Below are 19,440 nucleotides of genomic sequence, written 5' to 3' on the forward strand. Positions count from 1 at the left end.
ACCCTCGGAATGTCGATGCTGTGCGCCGCCTATGCGTCGTGCGCTCCCTGCGGCGCAGCTTGTATGTTGCCGACGCAGTCAATGTCCGCCCCGGCCTCTTTTGCTCTCCCAACACTCGTCATTGCGAGGAGGCGAAGCCGACGCGGCAATCCAGAGCGGCGCGGAACCGCTCTGGATTGCTTCGCTGCGCTCGCAATGACGAAGGTTGGCTGGGGTATTGAGGTTTGGCGTGTGTTAAAAAGCCAGCGGCCCGTGATCGATCCGGGGCAGCACATGCCGCGCGAACAGGTCCGCCTCGCGCGCATGGGGGTAGCCGGACAGGATGAAGGCATCGATCCCCGCCTCGCGATAGGCCTGGAGCTTCGCCAGCACCTGGTCCGGATCGCCGACGATCGCCGCGCCGCAGCCCGAGCGGGCGCGGCCGATGCCGGTCCAGAGGTTGTCCTCGGCATAGCCGTCGTCGCTGGCGGTCTCGCGCAGCGCGGCCTGTGCCTGCACGCCGACCGACTGGGAGTCCAGCGAACGTGCCCGGATCGCCGCGCCTTCCGCAGCATCGAGGCGCGAGAGCAGGCGGTCCGCCGCGCCGCGGGCTTCCACTTCGGTCTCGCGCACGATGACGTGGACGCGGTAGCCGAAGCGCATGGTGCGGCCGTATTTCGCGGCGCGGGCGCGCATGTCGGCGATGGTTTCCTTCACCGCTTCCATCCGGTCCGGCCACATCAGGTAGACGTCGCAGCCCTTGGCGGCCACTTCGCGGGCGGGTTCGGAAAGGCCGCCGAAGTAGAGCGGCGGGCATTTCGAGCCCGGCGCGATCATGCGCGGCGCGTCGAGCTTCAGGTTCCAGAACCGGCCCTGATGGTCGAGCGACTGGCCTGACAGCAGGGTGCGCAGGATCTCGATGGCCTCGGTCGTGCGCTCATAGCGGGCGGGGCCGTCGAGCGTTTCGCCGGGCATCTCGCTGGAGATGATATTGATGTTCAGGCGGCTGCCGCCCTCGCGACCACCCAGGATCTGGTCGATCGTGGCGATCTGGCGCGCGAGCTGGGCCGGCCACATCTCACCGATGCGCACGGCCATCAGCAGCTTGATGCGGCGAACCTCGGCGGCGATGGCGGCGGCAAAGGCGGTGGTGTCGATGCCGAGCGCATAGCCGGAAGGCAGCAGCACGTTGTCGAAACCGCCTTCCTCGGCGGCCATCACGATGTTGCGGCAATGCTCCCAGCTGGAGCGTAGCATCGGGTCCGGCTGGCCGAGGAATTCATAGTCATCGTCGCAGAGCGCCGAAAACCAGCTGATTTCGCAAGGGGACAGCGCGCTCACGGCAGGCGCGCTCCCATCGAGGCTTCCAGCACGGCATACCATTCCGGCGCGGTCCATTCGACCTTCAGCGCATCACGCGAGGCGAGGATGCGCTCGGGGGTCTGCGAGCCGACGATGGGAATCGCGCGCGAGGGGTGGGCCATGATCCACGACAGTGCGGCGGCGGCAGCATCGGTGCCGTAACGCGCGCCTTGCGCGGCGATCAGCTTCGCGACGGGGTCTTGCGAACCGGCGGCAAGGCGTCCGCCGCCCAGCGGCGACCATGCCAGCACCGCCACGTCGCGGGCCATCGCCTGGTCGAGCGTGCCGTCATAGAGCGGCGCATAGCGCGCGGCCGAGAACTCGGGCTGGGTCGAGACGATGGGGAAGGGCAGGTAGGCCTGGAGCGCGTCGAATTCGGCCGGGCTGTAGTTGGAAACGCCGATGGCCTTGACCTTGCCGCTCTCGACCATGGCGGCGAGGGTTTCGGCCACGTCGCGCGGGTGGGCCAGGAAGTCGCGGCGGTGGATCTGGTAGAGTTCGACCGAAGGCAGGCCGAGGCGTTCGAGCGAGGCTGCGAGCGCCTTGTTCAGGTAGTCCGGGCTCGAATTGTAGGGCACGCCCAGAACGATGCCGCCCTTGGTGGCGATGGTCATCCGGTCGCGCAGGTCCGGGCGGGCGGCGAGCGCCTTGCCCAGCAGCAGTTCCGCGCCGCCGAAGCCGAGCGCGGCGTCGCAGCCGTAAATGTCGGCGGTGTCGAACAGGGTCACGCCTGCCTCAAGCGCCGCCTCGATGCGGGCGACGATGGCGCCGATGTCGTCGTTACCGTCGGGTCGGGCGAGCCGCCACATGCCCCAGGCAATCGGGAAAACGGAAATTCCGCTCTTGCCGAGCGGGACGGGTTGGGCCGATAGGCGCATCGTCGATGGGGAGGTCATGGATCGCCACATGGCACACGGAGTTGCGAAATGGTAGATACGCTGCGTTACGGAATTGTCGGAACCGGGATGATGGGTGTCGAGCACATCCACAATCTCAAGATCCTCGAAGGCGCCGAAGTGGTCGCCATCGCCGATCCCGAGCCGACCTCGCTCGGCTGGGCCAAGGATGCCCTGGGCGAGAAGGCCGAGGGCGTGGCGGAATATGCCGACAGCGCCAGCATGATCGCCAATGCCGGGCTCGATGCCGTGGTGGTCGTCTCGCCCAATTTCACGCACCGTGCGGTGCTGGAGCCGCTGCTGGACAGCGACGTGGCGATCCTCTGCGAAAAGCCGCTCTGCACCACGATGGAAGACGCCCGCTGGGTGGTCGAACGCGCCGAGGCCCGCAAGGCGCCGTTCTGGACGGGCATGGAATACCGCTTCAGTCCGCCCGCCAAGGCCTTCATCGACGAGATTCACGGCGGCAAGGTCGGCCGCCTGCAGATGCTCTCCATCCGCGAGCATCGCTTCCCGTTCCTGGTGAAAGTGCGCGACTGGAACCGTTTCTCGGTCAACACCGGCGGCACCATGGTGGAGAAGTGCTGCCACTTCTTCGACCTCATGCGCCTGATCACCCGTTCGGAGCTGGTGCGCGTCTATTGCTCGGGCGCGATGGACGTGAACCACGTGGATGAGCGCTATCAGGGCCGCCAGCCCGACATAATCGACAACAGCTTCACCACCGTCGATTTCGCCGACGGCAGCCGTGCGCTGCTCGACCTTTGCATGTTCGCCGAGGGCGCCGAGCATCAGGAAGAGATGAGCGCGACCGGCGACAAGGGCCGCCTCGACGTGCTGATCCCGCCGGGCGATCTCGTCTGGTCGCCGCGCGTGCCGTGGCCGGGTCCGAAGGCGGTCGAGCGTTGGCACGTTGCGGTGGACGAGGCGGCGATGGATGCCGGCTCGCACCACGGCGCGACGTTCTACCAGCACGAGGCCTTCGCCCGCGCCGTTCGCGGCGAGGGCGAAGTGCAGGTGACCGCGCGCGACGGGTTGATGGCCGTGGCCATCGGCGCGGCGGCGGAACTCAGCGCCCGCGAGAAGCGTGTGGTGGAGATGGCCGAACTGCTGGGCTGAAGCACAGGCGCTGAATGCTGATTTGAAGAAGGCGTTGAAGAAGGCGTCGTCCCGAACTTGATCCGGGACCGCTGGCAGAGCCGCGCCCAATGTTCAGCGGGGCGCCGTTCTGCCATTTAGCGCCTAAAGAACCGCCAGCGGTCCCGGATCAAGTCCGGGACGACGTGTTTCTCTCCCCAACCTTTCGTCATTGCGAGCGTAGCGAAGCAATCCAGAGTCGCGCAGAGCCGCTCTGGATTGCTTCGCTACGCTCGCAATGACGAAGGGGGAGGGGGGAGGGGCGCGCTTTTTCCTGCATCCTCACCCTACCTCCAACGCCCGAACACGCGGGCGCCGGACGGAGAGACCGGTTCCCGGCCAAGGCAAAATAAGTTCGGCGACCATTTGGCGCGAAACCGCGATCCCGACGATCAATGGGCTCCAGACCCGCGGAAATGCAGGCAACCGGCCGGACAATGTCCGGAATTCCGCTTTGTGGAACTGTTGCGCAGTCGTCACATATCGACCCACTTGCGCCCGGGATATACCCCTAATGGGCAACTTTGACCGTAGGATCGCCGTTTCCCGGTGACCCCCGACCTACTTCAAGGACCTGTTATGAATATCAAAGCCACCACGATCGCCGCGCTTTTCGCGGCGGGGATCGCCGCGCAGCCTGCGTTCGCGCAGGAAGGTTCGGAAGTCGCTTCGAACGGCACGAGTTTCCGCGGTATCCGCGTCGAAGCCAATGCCGGCGGCGATCGCTTCCAGTCCGAAGGCAATCATAACGACAAGTTCGGTTACGGCGGCACCGTGGGCTTCGACGGCACGCTGGGCGACCGCTTCGTGATCGGCGCCGAAGGCAGCTACTGGCGCCCCGGCAACGGCAATGAGAACTGCACCGGCCTGGCCGACGGCAACAGCATCTGCCACAAGGGCTTCGAGGAATGGGGCGCCGCCGTGCGCGCCGGCTACCTCGCCACCCCGCAGCTGCTGGTCTTCGCCAAGGGCGGCTACGTCAACGGCGAACAGCGCCGCCGCATCGACGGCCCGACCGGCGACACCCTCGTCTACGATCACTACAAGGCGGACGGCTATCAGGTCGGCGGCGGCGTGGAATACACGCTCACCCAGGGACGCCTGCCGGTCTACGTCAATGCTCAGTACGTCTATTCCGACTACCACGGCCACTCGGCACGCCAGCGCGTGATGGGCGGCGTCGGTATCCGGTTCAAGTAATCCCGTAATCCGCGATTCTTCGCAGGGAGTGACCCGGGCCGTCTTTGCGGTGGCCCGGGTTTTCCCTGTCCAGCTTTCCCGCGTCCGGCTTTTTTCTGGGCCCGTCCTCAGGCGCCCGCCACGCGCAGTGTCGTGAGCGAGGACGAATAGGGCACCACCAGCGCCGCCGCACGCTTCCAGTCCCCCCGCAGCCAGAGATCGTGCGCTTCGGGCGGGAGGATGACCGGCATCGTGTCCCGCCCCTCGGCACGCAGCGCATTATTGGCCTCGCACGTGAGCAGGGCGAAGCTGGGCACTTCGCTGTCCTTCCACACAGCGGCCATCGCGAAGATCGGCTGGTCGGCAGCGCCGAACCAGTTCTGGCGGCGTTTGCCGTCGCGCGGGTCCACCTTGCCCCATTCCATGAACGCAGTGGCGGGCACCAGGCAGCGAAACTCGCTGTTGCGCAAGTTGCCGATCCAGAACGGGCTTTCCAGATTGCGCACGGTGAGGATGCCGTGGCGACGCTCGCCAAAGGCGGCGGGCGGGGGCGGCACACCCCAGAGACGCGGCACCATGCGGCGCGGCTGGCGTTGCTCCGGCCGGGGTCCGGCCACGAATTCGCGCCCCATCGTCACCACCGGCGCGAACCCGCCGCCCGAAACCGGGCCGCCGCGCCACGGGTCCTCCCCGGCTTCGGCGCCCATGGCACGGGCGACATCGCGGGCGGGTGCGTCGAGGCGATAGATGATCGGCATGTCGCCGGTCGGCCTAGACGGACGGGATCGCCCCGTCTATCGTCCGCCCATCCCCGGGGAGCTTGTGCCCAAGGTTTTCGCTATTGCGAAAGCCGGAAGGAAACAAATGGCTGAGAGGGGCAGGTCACGCTGCCCGACCCGTTGAACCTGAACCCGTTAACACGGGCGGAGGGAAGGGCGGGCCACAGGACTCATCTGTCGCGACCTTTCTTTCGTCCATAAGCCCTAGGAAAATCGCTTATGGCCGACATCAATTCCACACTGGAAATCGGCGTTACCACCGGGCCCATTCGCGGGTCGAAGAAGATTCATGTCGGGCCGCTTGGCGTTGCCATGCGGGAAATCCACTTGGAGCCTGGTTCGGGCGAGGCGCCCGTGCGTGTCTACGACACCTCCGGTCCCTACACCGATCCCAACGTGAACATCGACATCGCCGCTGGCCTCGCCGCCAAACGCCGCGACTGGATTCTCGCACGCGGCGATGTGGAGGACTATGCAGCCCGCGCGGTGAAGCCGGAGGACAACGGCCAACTCGGCCCGGACCGCTCGGGCGGGGTCCCGGCCTTCCCCAACGTCGTGAAGCGCCCGCTGCGCGCCAAGCCGGACATGAACGTCAGCCAGATGCACTACGCGCGGCGCGGGATCATCACGCCGGAGATGGAATACATCGCCGAGCGCGAGAACCTCGGCCGCGCGATGCTCATGGAATATGCGCGCGACGGGCAAGACTGGGGCGCCGCCATCCCCGATTACGTCACGCCGGAGTTCGTGCGCGAGGAAGTGGCGCGCGGCCGGGCGATCATCCCCTCCAACATCAACCATCCCGAGAGCGAGCCGATGGCGATCGGCCGCAATTTCCTGGTCAAGATCAACGCCAATATCGGCAACTCCGCCGTGGCCTCCGACGTGGCGAGCGAGGTGGACAAGATGGTCTGGTCGATCCGCTGGGGCGCGGATACGGTGATGGACCTCTCCACCGGCCGCAACATCCACGACACCCGCGAATGGATCATCCGCAACAGCCCCGTGCCGATCGGCACCGTGCCGATCTACCAGGCGCTGGAGAAAGTCGGCGGCATTGCCGAGGACCTGACCTGGGAGGTCTTCCGCGACACCCTGATCGAACAGGCCGAACAGGGCGTGGACTACTTCACCATCCACGCCGGCGTGCGCCTGCCTTTCGTGCCGCTCGCCGCCAAGCGCGTGACCGGCATCGTCAGCCGGGGCGGCTCGATCATGGCCAAATGGTGCCTCGCCCATCACCGCGAATCGTTCCTTTACGAACGCTTCGACGAAATCACCGAGATCATGAAGGCTTACGACGTCGCCTACTCGCTGGGTGACGGCCTGCGCCCCGGCTCGATCGCGGATGCCAATGACGAGGCGCAGTTCGCCGAACTCTACACCCTGGGCGAACTGACCAAGCGGGCGTGGGCGCAGGACGTGCAGGTGATGATCGAGGGGCCGGGCCATGTGCCGATGCACAAGGTGAAGGAGAACATGGACAAGCAGCTTGAGGCTTGCGGCGAAGCGCCGTTCTACACCCTCGGGCCGCTCGTCACCGATATCGCGCCGGGCTACGACCACATCACCAGCGGCATCGGCGCGGCCATGATCGGCTGGTACGGCACGGCGATGCTCTGCTACGTCACGCCCAAGGAACACCTTGGCCTGCCGGACCGCGATGACGTGAAAGTTGGCGTCGTCACGTACAAGCTGGCCGCCCATGCTGCCGATCTGGCGAAAGGCCACCCGGCCGCCAAAGTCCGCGACGATGCCCTCAGCCGCGCCCGGTTCGAGTTCCGCTGGCGCGACCAGTTCAACCTCAGCCTCGATCCCGACACGGCGGAGCAGTACCACGACCAGACGCTTCCGGCCGAAGGCGCGAAATCCGCGCATTTCTGCTCGATGTGCGGGCCGAAGTTCTGTTCGATGAAGATCAGCCAGGAAGTGCGGGATTTCGCGGCGAAGCAGAACCAGCCCTCGACCGGCTTCATCGCGGCGGAAGAAGGCGGCAAGCTCGCCATTTCCGAGGCCGAGGCGGGCATGGCCGAAATGAGCAAGGTGTTCCGGGAAACCGGCAGCGAACTCTACATGGGCGCGGGAGACCGCGAACACGACTGAGCGTATCGACGCCGGTTGGAGATAACGTCGTCCCGGGCTCGCACCGGGACGACGGCCCATTCCGGCCTCAGCAATTCCCCTTCGCAGGAATCGATTGCGCTGCTACCATCGATTTCCATCTCGAAGGGTTCCCGAATGCCCCGCAATTCCAATGGCGACTGGATGAAGCTCGCCCATGACAGCTACTGGCTCTGGGCCGAATCCATGATGGTCATGGGAATGCGTACCACCGACATGATGACCGGGCGGGGCAGCAACCGCGAAAACATGCTGATGGTCACCGAAAAGCTCCAGGCCAATGCCGAACTGGCGATGAAGCTGGCGACCGGCGGTCTGGCCTCTCCGGAACAGACCGCGCACAAGGCCGTGCGCCACTATCGCAAGCGCGTTACCGCCAATCGCCGCCGCCTTTCGCGAAAGAAGGCCTGATGAGCGCCAGGGGGCCGGGCGAAGTGCACGTCGGCATCGGCGGCTGGAGCTACGACCCCTGGCGGGAAACCTTCTATCCCAAGGGCGTGTCCAAGGCCCGCGAGCTGGAATATGTCGGCCAGCACCTCACCGGCACCGAGATCAACGCCACCTTCTACGGCCGCCAGAAGCCGGCCAGCTTCGCCAAGTGGCGCGATACCGTGCCGGACGGGTTCAAGTTCGCGCTCAAGGGCTCGCGCTACTGCACCAACCGCAAGAACCTGGCTGAAGCGGGCGAAAGCGTCACCAACTTCGTCGAGCAGGGCCTGGTCGAGCTTGGCGACAAGCTGGGGCCGATCAACTGGCAACTCGCCGCCACCAAGCAGTTCGACCCCGACGAGATCGCCGCCTTCTTCGCCCTGCTGCCGGCAAAGCAGGAAGGCCTGGCCCTGCGCCACGCCATCGAGCCCCGGCACGAAAGTTTCCGCGATCCGGCATTCCTGGACCTCGCCCGCAAGGCCGGCGTCGCGGTCATTCTCGCCGACAGCGCCAAATACCCCGCCTTCGAAGACGCGGCCGAGAACAGCCCCTTCATCTACGCCCGCCTCCAGAACGCGCAGTCGGACCTTGAGCAGGGCTACCCCTCCGCCCAACTCACGCAATGGGCAAAGCGCGCGCAGGATTGGTCGAAATCCGGCAAGGACGTCTTCCTGTTCTTCATCAACGGCGCCAAAGAACGAGCGCCCGCTGCGGCAATGGCGCTGATCGAGAAGTTGAAAAACTGAGCCGCCGAACGAGAGCGCGACGGCTCGTTTCCCTGCCGTCTTTTACCGGGTGATCGCGAAGCCGATACGAAGCCGGCTCATGCGCCGGTTGTAGTCGAACAGGCTTTCGCCGTAGCCGGTGAAGCTCTGGACGAAGAGATAGAAATTCGGTCCACCCACGATCCGATCGATCGGATAGGACAAGTCGGTTTCCAGCGCGCCCTTGCCCGAATTGAAGTTATATCGCCCCGAGGCCGAAAGCAGCAGGCCGTCGTCCTTGCCAAGGTTGACGTCCAGCGACGTCGCGCCGCGGTACGTCAGGATGTCCGGGTTGCCTGCTTTGCCGCCCACCAGCAACATTGCGCGCGGGGCCAGCGAGAGCCGGTAGCCATCGCCCAAGTCCTGACTGATGGTAGGAGAGATATAGACATTGTTGACGCTGCGGCCCTGGATTTTGCCTGAGCGACCGTTCGATTCGTGTTGAAGGCCGACCTGCAATCCCGCACCTGTATGTCCGGAGAGGGCGAATTCCGGTGTCCGGTAGAACAGTTCCGGCAGATAGTTGGCATCGCGGAACGACGAATCGGATGCGATGTCCCAGAACAATTTGTTGGTGAAGCCGAAATAGAGGCCATCCCGCCAGCTCGGCCGGGCGCCATCGCTATGACTGCCAAGCAAATGATACTTGAAGCTGAGCTGGACACGCCATTCGCTGTCCTTGGCATTTCCGAAGACGACGTAGCTCGGCTCGTAAGGCGAAAAATCGGTAAGAAAGCCGTTCTCTTCTCTTTCGAGTCGTGATTGTACGGGGCGATGTCCCGCCCCGCTGGTTGCCGCATCAGCCATCGGAGCAGCGGCCGAAGTAGTGGCCGCGGTCTGCTCCGACGCCAGAGTGAGCGCAGGCGCAGATTGCGCCGGACCGGCTGCGACCTGGGCAGTATGCCATAGAGGAATGCTGATGAGCGGGGCGTGTCCTGCGGCCCATGGGTGTCCGCCAGCTGCCAGCCTGTAGTGGGCCTTTGCAAAACCGCCCGGTGCCACTGTCAGGCTGGCAGGCGTATCGATCGACCTTTCTAGCGCGGCGATTTCCACCTTACTGCTGCGCATTTCGGCATCGATCCTGGCCGGAATGTCAAAGGATCTTCCCGAGTCACCGTCATTGACCAGCAGAACTTCCACCAGGACGGAGCCATCCGCCACGGTCTCGATTTCGGTGATCACTGCTTTGCGAAGAGGTTCCGCACACGCCGTCTGGGCGCAAAGCGCCGCCATCAAAGCGCTAGCGCCCGCAATCGTTTTCAATTTATGTCACCCTGTGCGCCCGATTATCTCTACCGCATCTGCGAAGTGCGGAGAATTTGCAAAGCAAAATCAATCCGTAGCGGTTTTTTCGGGCGAGAAATGGGGGCAAATCGGATGCGTTTTCGCAGGCTGTCGAAGGCTCCGGTGCTATTCTGGCGCGATGACCCCCAATTTTGGAAAAGCTCGACGACGCAACCTTTGGCCTCGGATGTGCATTGCGCTGTTCATGAAGAATCTCCTCACTGCATCGATCCTGGCCCTTGCACTTGCGGCCTGTTCGTCCGAGCCTGCGAAGGCGCCCGATCAGGCTGGCGAGGCTGCGACGTCCTCGGCCATGCCGGAAGGGGCCATGTCCGGGTTCGAGGGAGCCGCGCCGGCGTCCGAAGCCACGGCTACGGAGATGCCATCGGGGACTGCCGGGCCCGCTGCCAACTCCAAGGTGCTGGCGTTGGAAGGGCTGGGTGATTTGCGGCTGGGGCAGGCGGTGCCCTCAGGCTCATCGTGGGCGGAGCGCGGTGCGCAGGCATCGGATGCTTGCCGTACGGTCACTTCACCAGACTACCCGGGCGTTTACGCCATAGTCGAGAAAGGCAAAGTGCAGCGGATCACGCTTGGGCAGCGGTCGCAGATCAAGCTCGTGGAGGGGGTCGGCGTCGGCTCCACAGAGGCGGACGTGAAGAAGTGGTTCGCCGGCTTCCGTGAGGAACCGCACAAATACGAGGCCGCGCCGGCCAAATACCTCACCGCACCCAATGCCAGGAGCGGGGATCCCGCCCTTCGCTTCGAGATCGGGCAGGACGGCAAGGTCAAGATGGTCCACGTCGGCATGATGCCGGTGCTGGGCTATGTCGAGGGATGTTCCTGATAGAAGAAGATGGCTGGACATGATCTTCTGACGACGATGATCGTGCTTGGCATAACCTTCGTTTTTGCAGCTGTTTCTGCCTGGCTGTCGGTACGGGCCAATGCCCGCTTTCGGCATCACGAGCGGTTGCCGATGCAATGGTCGCTTGCCGGAACGGTAAATTGGACCGCCCCTCGCGTGCTCGCGCTCTGCCTCGTTCCGGCTCTGGGGATTGGTGTGTTGGCGGTCATCACGGTGCTGACTTTCCTGGACGTCAGGCCAAGGCCCGGGCAGGAAAGCATGCTCCTGCCGGTGACGATGCTGATGGCTGCCACTTTCCTCGCGATTCAAATCCTGCACTACGGATTGATCGATAGGACCCTGAACCGGAACCGCCGCTAGAACGGGCCGCGAATGCCCCGTTTTCCGCTTCACGGCCTGGTGCGCTGAAGTGTGCGAATGCGGGCGAGGCGACACATCCGGCGCATTTCGTGTAATGCGGATGGTCACACTTCGAAGCACGAGAGCCTCGCGATGAACCACTACCTTCTGACCTATCACCTCGCGCCCGATTATCTGGAGCGGCGCCCGGCGTTTCGTGACGCGCACCTCGCACTGGCCTGGGATGCGGCGGAGAGCGGCGGACTGGTTCTGGGCGGGGCGGTGGAGGATCCCGTCGACATGGCTCTCCTGCTTTTCGCGGGCGAGGGGCCGGAAGGCGCAGAGGCCTTCGCCCGGGCGGACCCTTACGTCACGTCCGGGATCGTCCAGCGCTGGACGGTGCGGCGCTGGAACACCGTTGTCGGTGCGCGGGCCGCGAACCCGGTGCGGCCCGAGGGGCAAGCATGAGCGGGGCGGAACTGTCCATCCGCGCGCGCCGGGCGGCTTTCAACCGCGCGATTGCCGAAGGCGACGCTGCGGCCATCGCCCCGATTCTCGCGCGCGACTGCGTCATGGTCACCGGGACCGACAGCGCGCTGATTCAGGGGCGCATGGGCCAGGTGAAAGTGTGGCGGCGGGAATTTTCCGGTCCGGCGCGGCTGATCTACACCCGCACGACCCGTGAGGTCGTGCTCTCCCCGGTCGAGCCGATCGCGATGGAGCACGGGCGCTGGGAAGGGATAGACAGCACCTCGGACGTGCTTACTGCTTCGGGCACTTATTTTGCCAAGTGGCGCGAACTGGGCGGGCAGTGGGTGATCGAGGCGGAAGTCTTCCTCACCCTGGCCTGAACGTTCAGGCGCCCTCGCGCTCGGCAGCCAGGACGTCCGCCGCGGCGCCAGCGGCGCGGGCTGCGGAATCGGCGGCGGAATCGCGCGGCGCCGGGCCTGAAGTCCGGGTCTGAGGCGCGGCGGGCTGCGGTGCATAGCTGCGCGGTCCCGCTTGGTAGAGGCGCTGTTCGGAGGGCGGATAGGCACGGGGCGCGGCCATGTACGGGCGTTCGCCGCGCTCCGGGAATGGGGCGCCGCGCTCGTCCCGGTCGCCGTAGCGATCGCTGCCGCGGTCGTCGCGCCACGGGCGGGCGTAACCGGGGCCGCCGTCGTCAGCCCAGCCCGGGCCGTCCAGGATCACCATGCGCCCGCGCGGCGGTCCGTAGCCGGGCCGGTTTCCGCCAGAGACGTCGTCGGCATAGCCTTCGTCCGCATAGCCCTCGTCTGGCAGGGCATAGTCCTCCTGCTCCCGATCGGCATAGCCGGATCGCCGGTCTTCACGGGCGGCAGGCCGATGCTCGCCCGACAGCGCGTAACGATCGGGATACTTCGTGATCTTGCCCGTGGTCATGCCCGCCACGACCACGCCGGCGCCGATTCCACCGGCAGCCAGCACCACGAACCACTTTGCGAAACCCATTTCAACTCCACATCACGCCAGCCCACCTACCTCATATAGGACTAACCGAGGCCCCATGTCGTTGAGGTGAATGCTTCGGGGAATATACCCATGCCTCGGGCAAGCAACCGTTCACGACCGGATGAGATGGTGAACGCATGTTTACGAAACGGTCAGACGCCTATTCGCTCACGCCCTGCTGGTTCACGCGCGTGCACGAGCCGGATGGTCGGCGCGAGCGGGACGATGACGGCACGCTGGTCTGCACTTGCCGCTATTGCCGCAAGCGTATCCGTTCGCGGGAGGGCAAGACCTGGAACCTGGCCGATGGCCTCGATCTCGATGCCCTGGCCGCCTCGTGCATCGCCAGCCACTTCAGCGTGGTGGACGTGGAAGAGGGCATGGTGCTGGCGCGCTACCAGGTGCCGTCGGGCACCGACGCCGCGGCCATTGCCGAGATGCGTGCGGCCATCGCCGAAAAACACGGCTTTGTCCCGGGCGGCGATCTGGAGATACGGTTCGTGCGGCACGAAGACGTGCTTCAGAAGCGGCACTGAGCCGGCGCCTGACGAAACACCCTGCGACATACCACGCGGGCAACAAAAAAGGCGCCGTTCCGATTGGAACGGCGCCCTTTTCTGTCTCAGGGACGAACCCTTACTGCGCAGCGGCGCCGGCCAGAGCGCCCTTGGCGTCGGCGAGGCGGAAGTTCACGTTGCGCGAGTTGTAGGTGCCGGTGACGCGGTTGCCAGCGACGTAAAGGCGGAAGGGAACCTGGCCCGAAGCGGTACCTTCGATCACGGTAACCTTGCCCTTCTGCTCGGTGGTGTAGTTGTAGTGCACGCCGTCGTGCGAGAAATCGCGCGAATCTTCAGCGTGAGCGGCAGTGGTGGCAACGGCGACGAGAGCGGCGCCAACAGCGAAAACGGTCTTCAGCATGGCAAAATCCTTAGTCTGAACGATAGGAGATTGCCTTGGGCACCCCTTATCTTGTTGCAGTGCAACATGGTTTTTTGACACCGCTGTCGCAATGGAATTACTTGCCACTGGTGTTGCAGAAACCGCAATTGTCCGGAAATCTGCGGCAAACGAGCATGTTAGCGGTAACGGAACTCCCGGAAAAACTTTCGCACATGCAAAATTTCACCGTCAGCGGAGAGACCGGCGTTCTCTTTCAGGCGAATCGCCCGAGCGCGGCGATGAGTAGAGGGGCCGCCTCATCTGGCGATTGCGCGTTTTGCGCGCGCGGACTAGGCCATGGTCATGGAACCGCGATCCGACGCTCCGCTGAACCGTGCCGCCCTGGCGCTTGCCGCCGTCATGGTGCTTTCGGCCTGCCACAGCGGCGCCAAGAACGTACCCGGCGATGCCCAGGATCATGCCCCGTTTCACGAGATCGGTTCAGACGAGCGCATCCGCTTCGTGGGTACCGAGCCGTTCTGGGGCGGGGATGTCGTGGGAGAGCGCCTGACTTATACTACGCCTGAAAATGCGAAGGGTGAGGCGATCGCCGTAAGCCGGTTCGCCGGGCGGGGCGGCCTGTCCTTCAGCGGCGAGCGCAAGGGCGCCTTGCTGACTCTCGCGATCGGGCCGGGCACCTGCACCGATGGCATGTCGGATCAGACATATCCTTATACCGCGATGCTGAAACTGGGCGACGAAACCAGGCAGGGTTGTGCCTGGACGGACCGTCAGCGGCCCAGCGGGCCTGAAGCGTCGGCAACGGAAAGCCGCTGAGGCTCCTGCGGCCGGGTCGCGGCGAGGTGCTGCTTCCGCTTGGCCGTATGGGCGTTCTCTGCCTTCGTATCGCCTTCCGAACCCGCCGGCAGGCATGCTCCGGCCAGGGCTCCGAAAGCGATGGCGCCGGCAACGGCGCCCATGACATTGATCTTCATCGGCAATGCGGATCTCCGCTCGCCCCCGTCCGATGAGCTAAACGTCGGGGCCTTGCTGCCGTTCCCTTGGCGGTCAGCGCTTGCGGACGAATTCCGCGCGCAGGACCAGGCCCTTGATGCCGGGATACTTGCAGTCGATCTCCTGCGGGTCGCCGGTCAGGCGGATCGACTTGATGAGCGTGCCCTGCTTGAGCGTCTGCCCGGCGCCTTTGACTTCAAGGTCCTTGATCAGTGTAACCTGGTCACCATCGGCCAGCACATTGCCCACGGCATCGCGCACTTCGACGCTGCTCTCGGCGGCGCGCTTGCTCGCCAGTTCGGACGCGGGCATCCATTCGCCGCTGTCCTCGTCATAGACGTAGTCTTCGTTGTCGCCTGCCATGGTCGTCCTTTCCATCAGGACGGACCCGCCATCCTCAAGGCAAGCGCCATGGCAGGCGCCACGCGGCTTTCCTAGCCCTCCAGCGACTTTTCGAGCGTGATCTCGCAATTGAGCAGCTTGGAGATGGGGCAACCGGCCTTGGCTTCGTCGGCCAGCTTCTCGAAGTCCTCGGCGCTGATGCCCGGCACGCTGGCCTTCAGGGTGAGCGCGGACTTGGTGACGGCGAAGCCGCCGTCAGCGCTGTCCAGCGTCACGGTGCACTGGGTGTCCAGCGTGCCGTCCGAGAAGCCCGCCTTGGCCAGCGCGAAGCTGGTGGCCATGGTGAAGCAGGCGGCATGGGCGGCGGCGATCAGTTCTTCCGGATTGGTACCGGGCTGGCCTTCGAAGCGCGTGCCGAAGCCGTAGGGCTGGTCGCTCAACACCCCGGAACGGGTGCTGATGGCGCCTTTGCCTTCCTTGCCGAGGCCCGAATAGCGTGCGGAGGCGGAATTGGTCGTCATGCCGGATTTCCTTTCATGAGGATCGTGCGTGCTTGGGGATGGAATCTTTCAGCCTGAACTTGGTCGAATGGGGTTCGGGCGCGACGGGCAAACGCAAGGGCGGCGCGCCCTGTTCCCGATTCGCTGGATGGGGGCCCGGTTCGGTGTGCAGGAACGGCCGAGACGCCGCGCCGGTGCGCTGGACCGCATCCGCGCGGAGGAAATCGACGTTAGCGGGTGCAGCATCGAATCGCCTCCAGGCCGGGCCGTGGGGCGGAAGCTATCGCGCCGAGGCAGGCCTTCACAAGCGCGATCCTGTCCGTGATCGACGAGGAACCGGCCGCCGGGGCGGGGGCAGGGCATGTCGGGCCTGCGCGGGGCGGCACAAGTCGGGTTCCTGCGCGGTGTTCGCGGGTGCCATATCTTTCTGTCGCAGCGCAAAATAACGGATTTCTGCGGGTTTGCGCCAATGACCGCTTCCGATTCTCCGGGGCGGATGTTATGTCTCCAGGACAAGAGAGGCGGCCCGCGATGATGGAGCCGCCAGGGAAGAGGATGGTGTCATGAAGCGATTCCTGACAGCATTGCAGGTGGGACTTGTCCTGTGCGCTGCGGCTTCGGCCGGCGCGGGCTGGGCAAGCGATTCCGGATCGGAGCCCACCGCGATGTCGCCGAACATGATCGGCGCCTACTTCATGAGAGAGAGTCTGATTCCCCGAGCGGACGATCTCGCCCTCATCCAGCGGAAGCCGGCGCTCTACCTTGCCAGTTTCAACGACGGCATGGCGACGGTGGCCTATTCGCTGGATGATGGGCGGATCGTCTATCGGGTGGTTTCGGGTACAGTCAACGATACGGCGCGCGACGCGATCGACCGCGCTCTGGTGAGGCTGCAGCGCAAGCTGGCCTGACCGCAGGGAGAACAGGCGGCGCAAGCCGCAACGGCCGAGGGAAGGGAGAAGGTCAGGGCGCGGCGGACCAGAGTCCACGCGCCCTGATACCGCATTTGGCCTGATACCCTATCTGGTTTGCCGGCATTGATGTATTGCCGCCACGATCTCCGGAATTTCCACCGTATCCGAGCCTGTCGAGGCTGGACCGTCCTGGTGCGCCGCAGCATAAGGCGGCATGGAATTCGTCCACCATTACGAGCGCGCGATCACCTGGATCGTTGCGCAGTGCCCGGCCCCCGACAAGTTCGCGCATACATATGCGGGCCTCACGATCTGGCTGCTGACGGCCATCGTGATGAAGAAGAAGCTCAGCTCCGCCTGGCCACTGGCGATGGTAGTGATCCTGGAGGCGGGCAACGAATATATCGATCGCCTGGCCCATGGCTCCTGGAGCTGGCACGACACCATTCGCGACGTGATCGCCACGTTGTTCTGGCCTTTCGTCATCTCCTTCGCGATGCGCCTGCGCCCCGCCATTCGCGGCTGATTTTTGGCCCCGTCGAAGCGGGGCGGCATCAGGATTTGCAGCGCAGGCGGGAACCGGCGATGCTCGGGCGCGATTCGAAGAGACTTTCGAACGCGAAGGAGGAAGCCCGATGCAGCATCCGGACCCGCGCCCCTGGTTGGCCGGCGCCACTCTAATCCTTGTCATGGCCGGTCTGGCCGGGTGCAAGGGCGGTTCCGAGCCAAGCCCCGCAGCCTCTCCCACGATCGCGGAACAATCCGCCGCGGCCGAAGTGGAGCCATCAGAAGCCAGCGAGACGCCTTCGGGCGCGGTCGACAGCCTCTCAGTCTATGTCGGCAAGTATCCGCTGGACAAAGTGGGGGACTACACCTTCTTCCAGCATCCACGGGTGCAGGAAGGCGTTTCCCGCGCCGTGACCGACCCCAAGGTGCTCGATGCCATTGCCGCGATGAAGGGGCCGGTGGGCCCGGTCATGCGCAAGGACAACGATATCGGTGCCTCGCAGTGCGAATTGCACAATTGCGGCGCGCATAACTATGCCGTCCACGTCGATGCGACCACGAATGCGGTCTCTTCGGTCTGCTACTACGACGAAAAGGCCGGCCCGATCGCGACCTGGTACCGCCCCGACGGGTCCAAGACCAGCGAGGGCGGCGGCTGCTCGATCGGCTAGAGCTGGCCCAGCCACGCCTCGACAAGCGCCATGTGCTCCGCCCAGTCGGGCGCGCGGTAGTCCTGCAGCAAGCGGCGCTGGCGCGCGGCCTCGGTGCTGTCGCCCAGGCAGGCGATCACGGCATTCTGCCAGGCCTGTTCGTCGTCGGCGGCCAGGAACAGCGGAATGCCGGGCGCCAGTTCGCGATAGACCGCAAGGTCGGTGGCGATCACCGGCGTACCGCGCGACAGTGCTTCCAGCACGGGCAGGCCATAGCCTTCGACATGGCTGGGCATGAGCAGCGCTTCGGCATCGTCGAGCCAGGCGGCCAGTTCGCCGTCGGTGCAGCGGGCGAGTTCGACGATCCGGCCATGATCGTGGCTTTCGGAATCGAGCAGGTCGAACGTGTCCTGCGCCTCCCAGCCGCGCTGGCCGATCAGCACGAGATCGGGCGTGTTCGTGCCCAGTGTTCGGCGAAGGCCCTTCCAGGCGCGCAGCAGCAGGATGTGGTTCTTGCGCGCCTCGATGGTGCCCAGGCACAGGAAATAGGGCCGGTCCGTCGGCGCCGCTTTCGCACTCTCCGTAAAGGCGACGGCAGAGGCCGGCGCAGCGAGCGGCTCGATTCCCAGATGAGCGACGAGCGTGGGGGCAGGTTCCAGTCCCAGGCTGCGGGCGAAGCGGGTGAGGGCCCCGCCGGTATCGGCCGAATTGACGATGAACCCGTCCGCCGCAGCCAGGGCGTTACGCATCCTGGCAGCATGGCGCGCCGCCTCGCCGGCGCGGCAATATTGCGGGTGAGTGATCGGGATCAGGTCGTGGATGAGGAAGACCGGCCTCAGCGCCCGTGCGGCCAGCCAGTCCACCAGACCCGCTGCGTTCAGCCCGGTGTGGCCGACGTTGAGGTAGATCTTGCCCGCGACTTTCGGGGGGCGAACCAGAGCGGCGGGAATCGCCGAAGCCAGCTGCGCGACCAGCGCGCCCCGGATCGGCTTGCCGACCCCGGCGCTCAGCAGCGCGAAGAGGCGGTCGCTGGCACGCGGGCCGAGCACGATCCGGTGCTCGCGCCATTGCAACATGGCCAGGGACCGGTCCGCGAACTCTTCGAGATAGGCCAGGCACACCCGGTCGATCCCGGTAGGCAGGCGCCCGGCCCAGAGGCGCCAGATCAGGCGGCTGACGTCGAGCACGAAAGGACGCGGATCGGCGCCGGTTCCAGTGCGGGATGTGGCGGTAGCGGGCGCCCGAGAAGACATGGCGGGCGCGTAGCAGCGGTCAGGATCGATTGGCAAGCGGCGCGCGAAGGGTTACTGGCGGGAGCATGTCCTTAGTGCAGCGTATTCTTCTCTGGGCCTTCCTGGCCTCGCTGGCCGGCAGCATGGTGCTGGCGTTCGCGGATCCGAGCTGGCTTGCCATCCCCGCGATGCTGGTCGCCTGGTATCTGGCGGATCTGCTGTCCGGCGTGATTCACATGTACATGGACTATCGGCCGTGCCGCCCGGGCATGGGGCTGGACACGATCTTCTTCTACGAAGGTTCGCGTGAGAGCGAGGAGTACCAAGGGCTGTTCCGCGAGCGGATGCGGCGGCTCAACCCGTTCGAGCGCATTTCCTACGATTTCAAGAACCACCACCCGCGCCCGGATGCGCTGGGGCGGCGGCAGCTGTGGCGGCTGATCGGCTCCACCGTGATCGCCGGCGCCCTGCCGATCTCGCTTCTGGGCAATGTGGCCGCGCTGATCTGGCCGATTCCCGGCTGGTTCATGGCCGGATTCGCCGCGTTTCTCGTGGGCGGGGCCTTCGCCCAGTATTTCCACGGGACGCTGCACCGGCGGGACAACCCCTGGTTCATCCGCGGCATGCGCAAGCTGGGCCTGCTGATGTCGCCGGAGGCACACCAGATCCACCACGACACGCTGAAGCGCGACTTCGCCACGAATTCCGGCTGGTCGAACCCGCTGGTCAACCGCCTGTTCCGCTTCCTGCGTTCGCAAGGACACTTGCCCGACGCGAACCTGGAGCCGTCTTCCTGAA

At 65.2% G+C, this 19,440-nt stretch carries 25 protein-coding genes; 15 read left to right on the forward strand and 10 right to left on the reverse strand.

The features are described 5' to 3' along the window. Nucleotides 1-234: 234 nt before the first annotated feature. Nucleotides 235-1,320: an LLM class flavin-dependent oxidoreductase gene (locus ACZ1J6_RS20940; RefSeq protein ID WP_465127974.1), complete on the reverse strand. Its 1,086-nt coding sequence runs from the start codon at nt 1,318-1,320 to the stop codon at nt 235-237. Beyond that, a complete protein-coding gene (locus tag ACZ1J6_RS20945) occupies nt 1,317-2,249 on the reverse strand; it encodes an aldo/keto reductase (protein ID WP_465127975.1) in 933 nt (310 codons plus the stop codon). The genes ACZ1J6_RS20940 and ACZ1J6_RS20945 overlap by 4 nt, the downstream gene beginning before the upstream one ends. Nucleotides 2,250-2,267: 18 nt before the next feature. On the opposite strand from ACZ1J6_RS20945, the gene ACZ1J6_RS20950 reads away from it, so the two are divergent. After that, nucleotides 2,268-3,356 (forward strand): Gfo/Idh/MocA family protein, encoded by a 1,089-nt coding sequence (locus tag ACZ1J6_RS20950; RefSeq protein ID WP_465127976.1) that lies wholly within the window; start codon nt 2,268-2,270, stop codon nt 3,354-3,356. A gap of 597 nt (nt 3,357-3,953) precedes the next feature. Continuing rightward, nucleotides 3,954-4,574 carry an outer membrane protein gene (locus ACZ1J6_RS20955; RefSeq protein WP_132268439.1) on the forward strand — a complete coding sequence of 207 codons (621 nt, stop codon included), beginning with the start codon at nt 3,954-3,956 and terminating at the stop codon, nt 4,572-4,574. Nucleotides 4,575-4,681: 107 nt separating this feature from the next. Here ACZ1J6_RS20955 and ACZ1J6_RS20960 read toward each other — a convergent pair whose 3' ends face one another. Next, entirely contained in the window at nt 4,682-5,311 is a 630-nt protein-coding gene (locus ACZ1J6_RS20960) for an SOS response-associated peptidase family protein (protein ID WP_465127977.1), read from the reverse strand. Nucleotides 5,312-5,551: 240 nt separating this feature from the next. Between ACZ1J6_RS20960 and thiC the strand changes: the two genes are divergently transcribed. The 3 genes from thiC (at nt 5,552) to ACZ1J6_RS20975 (ending at nt 8,628) form a co-directional block, all read left to right on the forward strand. Then, complete coding sequence (gene thiC, locus ACZ1J6_RS20965) at nt 5,552-7,435, forward strand: phosphomethylpyrimidine synthase ThiC (protein ID WP_465127978.1); 1,884 nt, start codon at nt 5,552-5,554, stop codon at nt 7,433-7,435. A 135-nt stretch (nt 7,436-7,570) separates the two neighbouring features. Next, nucleotides 7,571-7,864 carry a hypothetical protein gene (locus tag ACZ1J6_RS20970; RefSeq protein WP_132268444.1) on the forward strand — a complete coding sequence of 98 codons (294 nt, stop codon included), beginning with the start codon at nt 7,571-7,573 and terminating at the stop codon, nt 7,862-7,864. Continuing rightward, nucleotides 7,864-8,628 (forward strand): DUF72 domain-containing protein, encoded by a 765-nt coding sequence (locus ACZ1J6_RS20975; protein WP_465127979.1) that lies wholly within the window; start codon nt 7,864-7,866, stop codon nt 8,626-8,628. Before ACZ1J6_RS20970 ends, ACZ1J6_RS20975 begins: the two co-directional genes overlap by 1 nt. A gap of 42 nt (nt 8,629-8,670) precedes the next feature. On the opposite strand, the gene ACZ1J6_RS20980 is transcribed toward ACZ1J6_RS20975, so the two are convergent. Next, nucleotides 8,671-9,828, reverse strand: a complete 1,158-nt coding sequence (locus ACZ1J6_RS20980; RefSeq protein ID WP_465127980.1) for a phospholipase A — start codon at nt 9,826-9,828, stop codon at nt 8,671-8,673. A 307-nt stretch (nt 9,829-10,135) separates the two neighbouring features. Here ACZ1J6_RS20980 and ACZ1J6_RS20985 point away from each other — a divergent pair, with 307 nt between their 5' ends. From ACZ1J6_RS20985 to ACZ1J6_RS21000, 4 genes are all read left to right on the forward strand, one after another. Then, entirely contained in the window at nt 10,136-10,774 is a 639-nt protein-coding gene (locus ACZ1J6_RS20985; RefSeq protein ID WP_465127981.1) for a hypothetical protein, read from the forward strand. Nucleotides 10,775-10,783: 9 nt separating this feature from the next. After that, nucleotides 10,784-11,155 (forward strand): hypothetical protein, encoded by a 372-nt coding sequence (locus ACZ1J6_RS20990; protein WP_465127982.1) that lies wholly within the window; start codon nt 10,784-10,786, stop codon nt 11,153-11,155. A 132-nt stretch (nt 11,156-11,287) separates the two neighbouring features. Beyond that, nucleotides 11,288-11,602 (forward strand): YciI-like protein, encoded by a 315-nt coding sequence (locus tag ACZ1J6_RS20995; protein ID WP_134093982.1) that lies wholly within the window; start codon nt 11,288-11,290, stop codon nt 11,600-11,602. After that, a complete protein-coding gene (locus ACZ1J6_RS21000; protein WP_132268453.1) occupies nt 11,599-11,985 on the forward strand; it encodes a DUF4440 domain-containing protein in 387 nt (128 codons plus the stop codon). Before ACZ1J6_RS20995 ends, ACZ1J6_RS21000 begins: the two co-directional genes overlap by 4 nt. Nucleotides 11,986-11,989: 4 nt before the next feature. Here ACZ1J6_RS21000 and ACZ1J6_RS21005 read toward each other — a convergent pair whose 3' ends face one another. Then, complete coding sequence (locus ACZ1J6_RS21005) at nt 11,990-12,604, reverse strand: hypothetical protein (protein WP_465127983.1); 615 nt, start codon at nt 12,602-12,604, stop codon at nt 11,990-11,992. Nucleotides 12,605-12,741: 137 nt separating this feature from the next. Between ACZ1J6_RS21005 and ACZ1J6_RS21010 the strand changes: the two genes are divergently transcribed. Further along, nucleotides 12,742-13,140, forward strand: coding sequence for a hypothetical protein (locus ACZ1J6_RS21010; protein ID WP_465127984.1), 399 nt, complete (start codon nt 12,742-12,744; stop codon nt 13,138-13,140). Nucleotides 13,141-13,240: 100 nt separating this feature from the next. Here the strand turns inward: ACZ1J6_RS21010 and ACZ1J6_RS21015 are convergent, their stop codons facing one another. After that, on the reverse strand, nt 13,241-13,522 hold the full coding sequence (locus tag ACZ1J6_RS21015; RefSeq protein WP_132268458.1) for a hypothetical protein: 282 nt from the start codon (nt 13,520-13,522) through the stop codon (nt 13,241-13,243). Nucleotides 13,523-13,846: 324 nt separating this feature from the next. On the opposite strand from ACZ1J6_RS21015, the gene ACZ1J6_RS21020 reads away from it, so the two are divergent. After that, complete coding sequence (locus ACZ1J6_RS21020) at nt 13,847-14,320, forward strand: COG3650 family protein (RefSeq protein ID WP_465127985.1); 474 nt, start codon at nt 13,847-13,849, stop codon at nt 14,318-14,320. Here ACZ1J6_RS21020 and ACZ1J6_RS21025 read toward each other — a convergent pair. From ACZ1J6_RS21025 to ACZ1J6_RS21035, 3 genes are all read right to left on the reverse strand, one after another. Further along, nucleotides 14,275-14,484, reverse strand: coding sequence for a hypothetical protein (locus ACZ1J6_RS21025; RefSeq protein ID WP_465127986.1), 210 nt, complete (start codon nt 14,482-14,484; stop codon nt 14,275-14,277). The genes ACZ1J6_RS21020 and ACZ1J6_RS21025 overlap by 46 nt on opposite strands. Before the next feature lie 67 nt (nt 14,485-14,551). Continuing rightward, a complete protein-coding gene (locus ACZ1J6_RS21030; RefSeq protein WP_134094172.1) occupies nt 14,552-14,860 on the reverse strand; it encodes an alkylphosphonate utilization protein in 309 nt (102 codons plus the stop codon). A 71-nt stretch (nt 14,861-14,931) separates the two neighbouring features. Beyond that, on the reverse strand, nt 14,932-15,360 hold the full coding sequence (locus ACZ1J6_RS21035; protein ID WP_132268461.1) for an OsmC family protein: 429 nt from the start codon (nt 15,358-15,360) through the stop codon (nt 14,932-14,934). Between the two features lie 542 nt (nt 15,361-15,902). Between ACZ1J6_RS21035 and ACZ1J6_RS21040 the strand changes: the two genes are divergently transcribed. From ACZ1J6_RS21040 to ACZ1J6_RS21050, 3 genes are all read left to right on the forward strand, one after another. Then, nucleotides 15,903-16,250, forward strand: a complete 348-nt coding sequence (locus ACZ1J6_RS21040; protein ID WP_465127987.1) for a hypothetical protein — start codon at nt 15,903-15,905, stop codon at nt 16,248-16,250. A 217-nt stretch (nt 16,251-16,467) separates the two neighbouring features. Beyond that, on the forward strand, nt 16,468-16,779 hold the full coding sequence (locus ACZ1J6_RS21045; RefSeq protein WP_132268464.1) for a hypothetical protein: 312 nt from the start codon (nt 16,468-16,470) through the stop codon (nt 16,777-16,779). Nucleotides 16,780-16,888: 109 nt separating this feature from the next. Further along, a complete protein-coding gene (locus tag ACZ1J6_RS21050) occupies nt 16,889-17,431 on the forward strand; it encodes a hypothetical protein (protein WP_442044833.1) in 543 nt (180 codons plus the stop codon). Here ACZ1J6_RS21050 and ACZ1J6_RS21055 read toward each other — a convergent pair. Further along, the gene (locus tag ACZ1J6_RS21055) at nt 17,428-18,663 is read right to left on the reverse strand and encodes a glycosyltransferase family 4 protein (protein ID WP_465127988.1); all 1,236 of its coding nucleotides are present in this window, start codon (nt 18,661-18,663) and stop codon (nt 17,428-17,430) included. The two genes, ACZ1J6_RS21050 and ACZ1J6_RS21055, sit on opposite strands and share 4 nt — an antisense overlap. A gap of 65 nt (nt 18,664-18,728) precedes the next feature. Here ACZ1J6_RS21055 and ACZ1J6_RS21060 point away from each other — a divergent pair, with 65 nt between their 5' ends. Further along, nucleotides 18,729-19,439 carry a fatty acid desaturase CarF family protein gene (locus ACZ1J6_RS21060; RefSeq protein ID WP_465127989.1) on the forward strand — a complete coding sequence of 237 codons (711 nt, stop codon included), beginning with the start codon at nt 18,729-18,731 and terminating at the stop codon, nt 19,437-19,439. Nucleotide 19,440 lies beyond the last annotated feature (1 nt).

It is taken from the genome of Novosphingobium sp. BL-S-21 (assembly GCF_055521655.1).

What these genes read in the sequence shown, in the direction of transcription:
- ACZ1J6_RS21000 (WP_132268453.1), top strand. Translation starts at nt 11,599, where the DNA reads ATGAGCGGGGCGGAACTGTCCATCCGCGCGCGCCGGGCGGCTTTCAAC.
- ACZ1J6_RS21005 (WP_465127983.1), bottom strand. Translation starts at nt 12,604, where the DNA reads ATGGGTTTCGCAAAGTGGTTCGTGGTGCTGGCTGCCGGTGGAATCGGC.
- ACZ1J6_RS20995 (WP_134093982.1), top strand. Translation starts at nt 11,288, where the DNA reads ATGAACCACTACCTTCTGACCTATCACCTCGCGCCCGATTATCTGGAG.
- ACZ1J6_RS21020 (WP_465127985.1), top strand. Translation starts at nt 13,847, where the DNA reads ATGGAACCGCGATCCGACGCTCCGCTGAACCGTGCCGCCCTGGCGCTT.
- ACZ1J6_RS20950 (WP_465127976.1), top strand. Translation starts at nt 2,268, where the DNA reads ATGGTAGATACGCTGCGTTACGGAATTGTCGGAACCGGGATGATGGGT.
- thiC (WP_465127978.1), top strand. Translation starts at nt 5,552, where the DNA reads ATGGCCGACATCAATTCCACACTGGAAATCGGCGTTACCACCGGGCCC.
- ACZ1J6_RS21035 (WP_132268461.1), bottom strand. Translation starts at nt 15,360, where the DNA reads ATGACGACCAATTCCGCCTCCGCACGCTATTCGGGCCTCGGCAAGGAA.
- ACZ1J6_RS20960 (WP_465127977.1), bottom strand. Translation starts at nt 5,311, where the DNA reads ATGCCGATCATCTATCGCCTCGACGCACCCGCCCGCGATGTCGCCCGT.
- ACZ1J6_RS21055 (WP_465127988.1), bottom strand. Translation starts at nt 18,663, where the DNA reads ATGTCTTCTCGGGCGCCCGCTACCGCCACATCCCGCACTGGAACCGGC.
- ACZ1J6_RS21015 (WP_132268458.1), bottom strand. Translation starts at nt 13,522, where the DNA reads ATGCTGAAGACCGTTTTCGCTGTTGGCGCCGCTCTCGTCGCCGTTGCC.
- ACZ1J6_RS20970 (WP_132268444.1), top strand. Translation starts at nt 7,571, where the DNA reads ATGCCCCGCAATTCCAATGGCGACTGGATGAAGCTCGCCCATGACAGC.
- ACZ1J6_RS21045 (WP_132268464.1), top strand. Translation starts at nt 16,468, where the DNA reads ATGGAATTCGTCCACCATTACGAGCGCGCGATCACCTGGATCGTTGCG.
- ACZ1J6_RS20975 (WP_465127979.1), top strand. Translation starts at nt 7,864, where the DNA reads ATGAGCGCCAGGGGGCCGGGCGAAGTGCACGTCGGCATCGGCGGCTGG.
- ACZ1J6_RS21050 (WP_442044833.1), top strand. Translation starts at nt 16,889, where the DNA reads ATGCAGCATCCGGACCCGCGCCCCTGGTTGGCCGGCGCCACTCTAATC.
- ACZ1J6_RS20955 (WP_132268439.1), top strand. Translation starts at nt 3,954, where the DNA reads ATGAATATCAAAGCCACCACGATCGCCGCGCTTTTCGCGGCGGGGATC.
- ACZ1J6_RS21040 (WP_465127987.1), top strand. Translation starts at nt 15,903, where the DNA reads ATGAAGCGATTCCTGACAGCATTGCAGGTGGGACTTGTCCTGTGCGCT.
- ACZ1J6_RS20985 (WP_465127981.1), top strand. Translation starts at nt 10,136, where the DNA reads ATGAAGAATCTCCTCACTGCATCGATCCTGGCCCTTGCACTTGCGGCC.
- ACZ1J6_RS21010 (WP_465127984.1), top strand. Translation starts at nt 12,742, where the DNA reads ATGTTTACGAAACGGTCAGACGCCTATTCGCTCACGCCCTGCTGGTTC.
- ACZ1J6_RS21060 (WP_465127989.1), top strand. Translation starts at nt 18,729, where the DNA reads ATGTCCTTAGTGCAGCGTATTCTTCTCTGGGCCTTCCTGGCCTCGCTG.
- ACZ1J6_RS20990 (WP_465127982.1), top strand. Translation starts at nt 10,784, where the DNA reads ATGGCTGGACATGATCTTCTGACGACGATGATCGTGCTTGGCATAACC.
- ACZ1J6_RS20945 (WP_465127975.1), bottom strand. Translation starts at nt 2,249, where the DNA reads ATGTGGCGATCCATGACCTCCCCATCGACGATGCGCCTATCGGCCCAA.
- ACZ1J6_RS21030 (WP_134094172.1), bottom strand. Translation starts at nt 14,860, where the DNA reads ATGGCAGGCGACAACGAAGACTACGTCTATGACGAGGACAGCGGCGAA.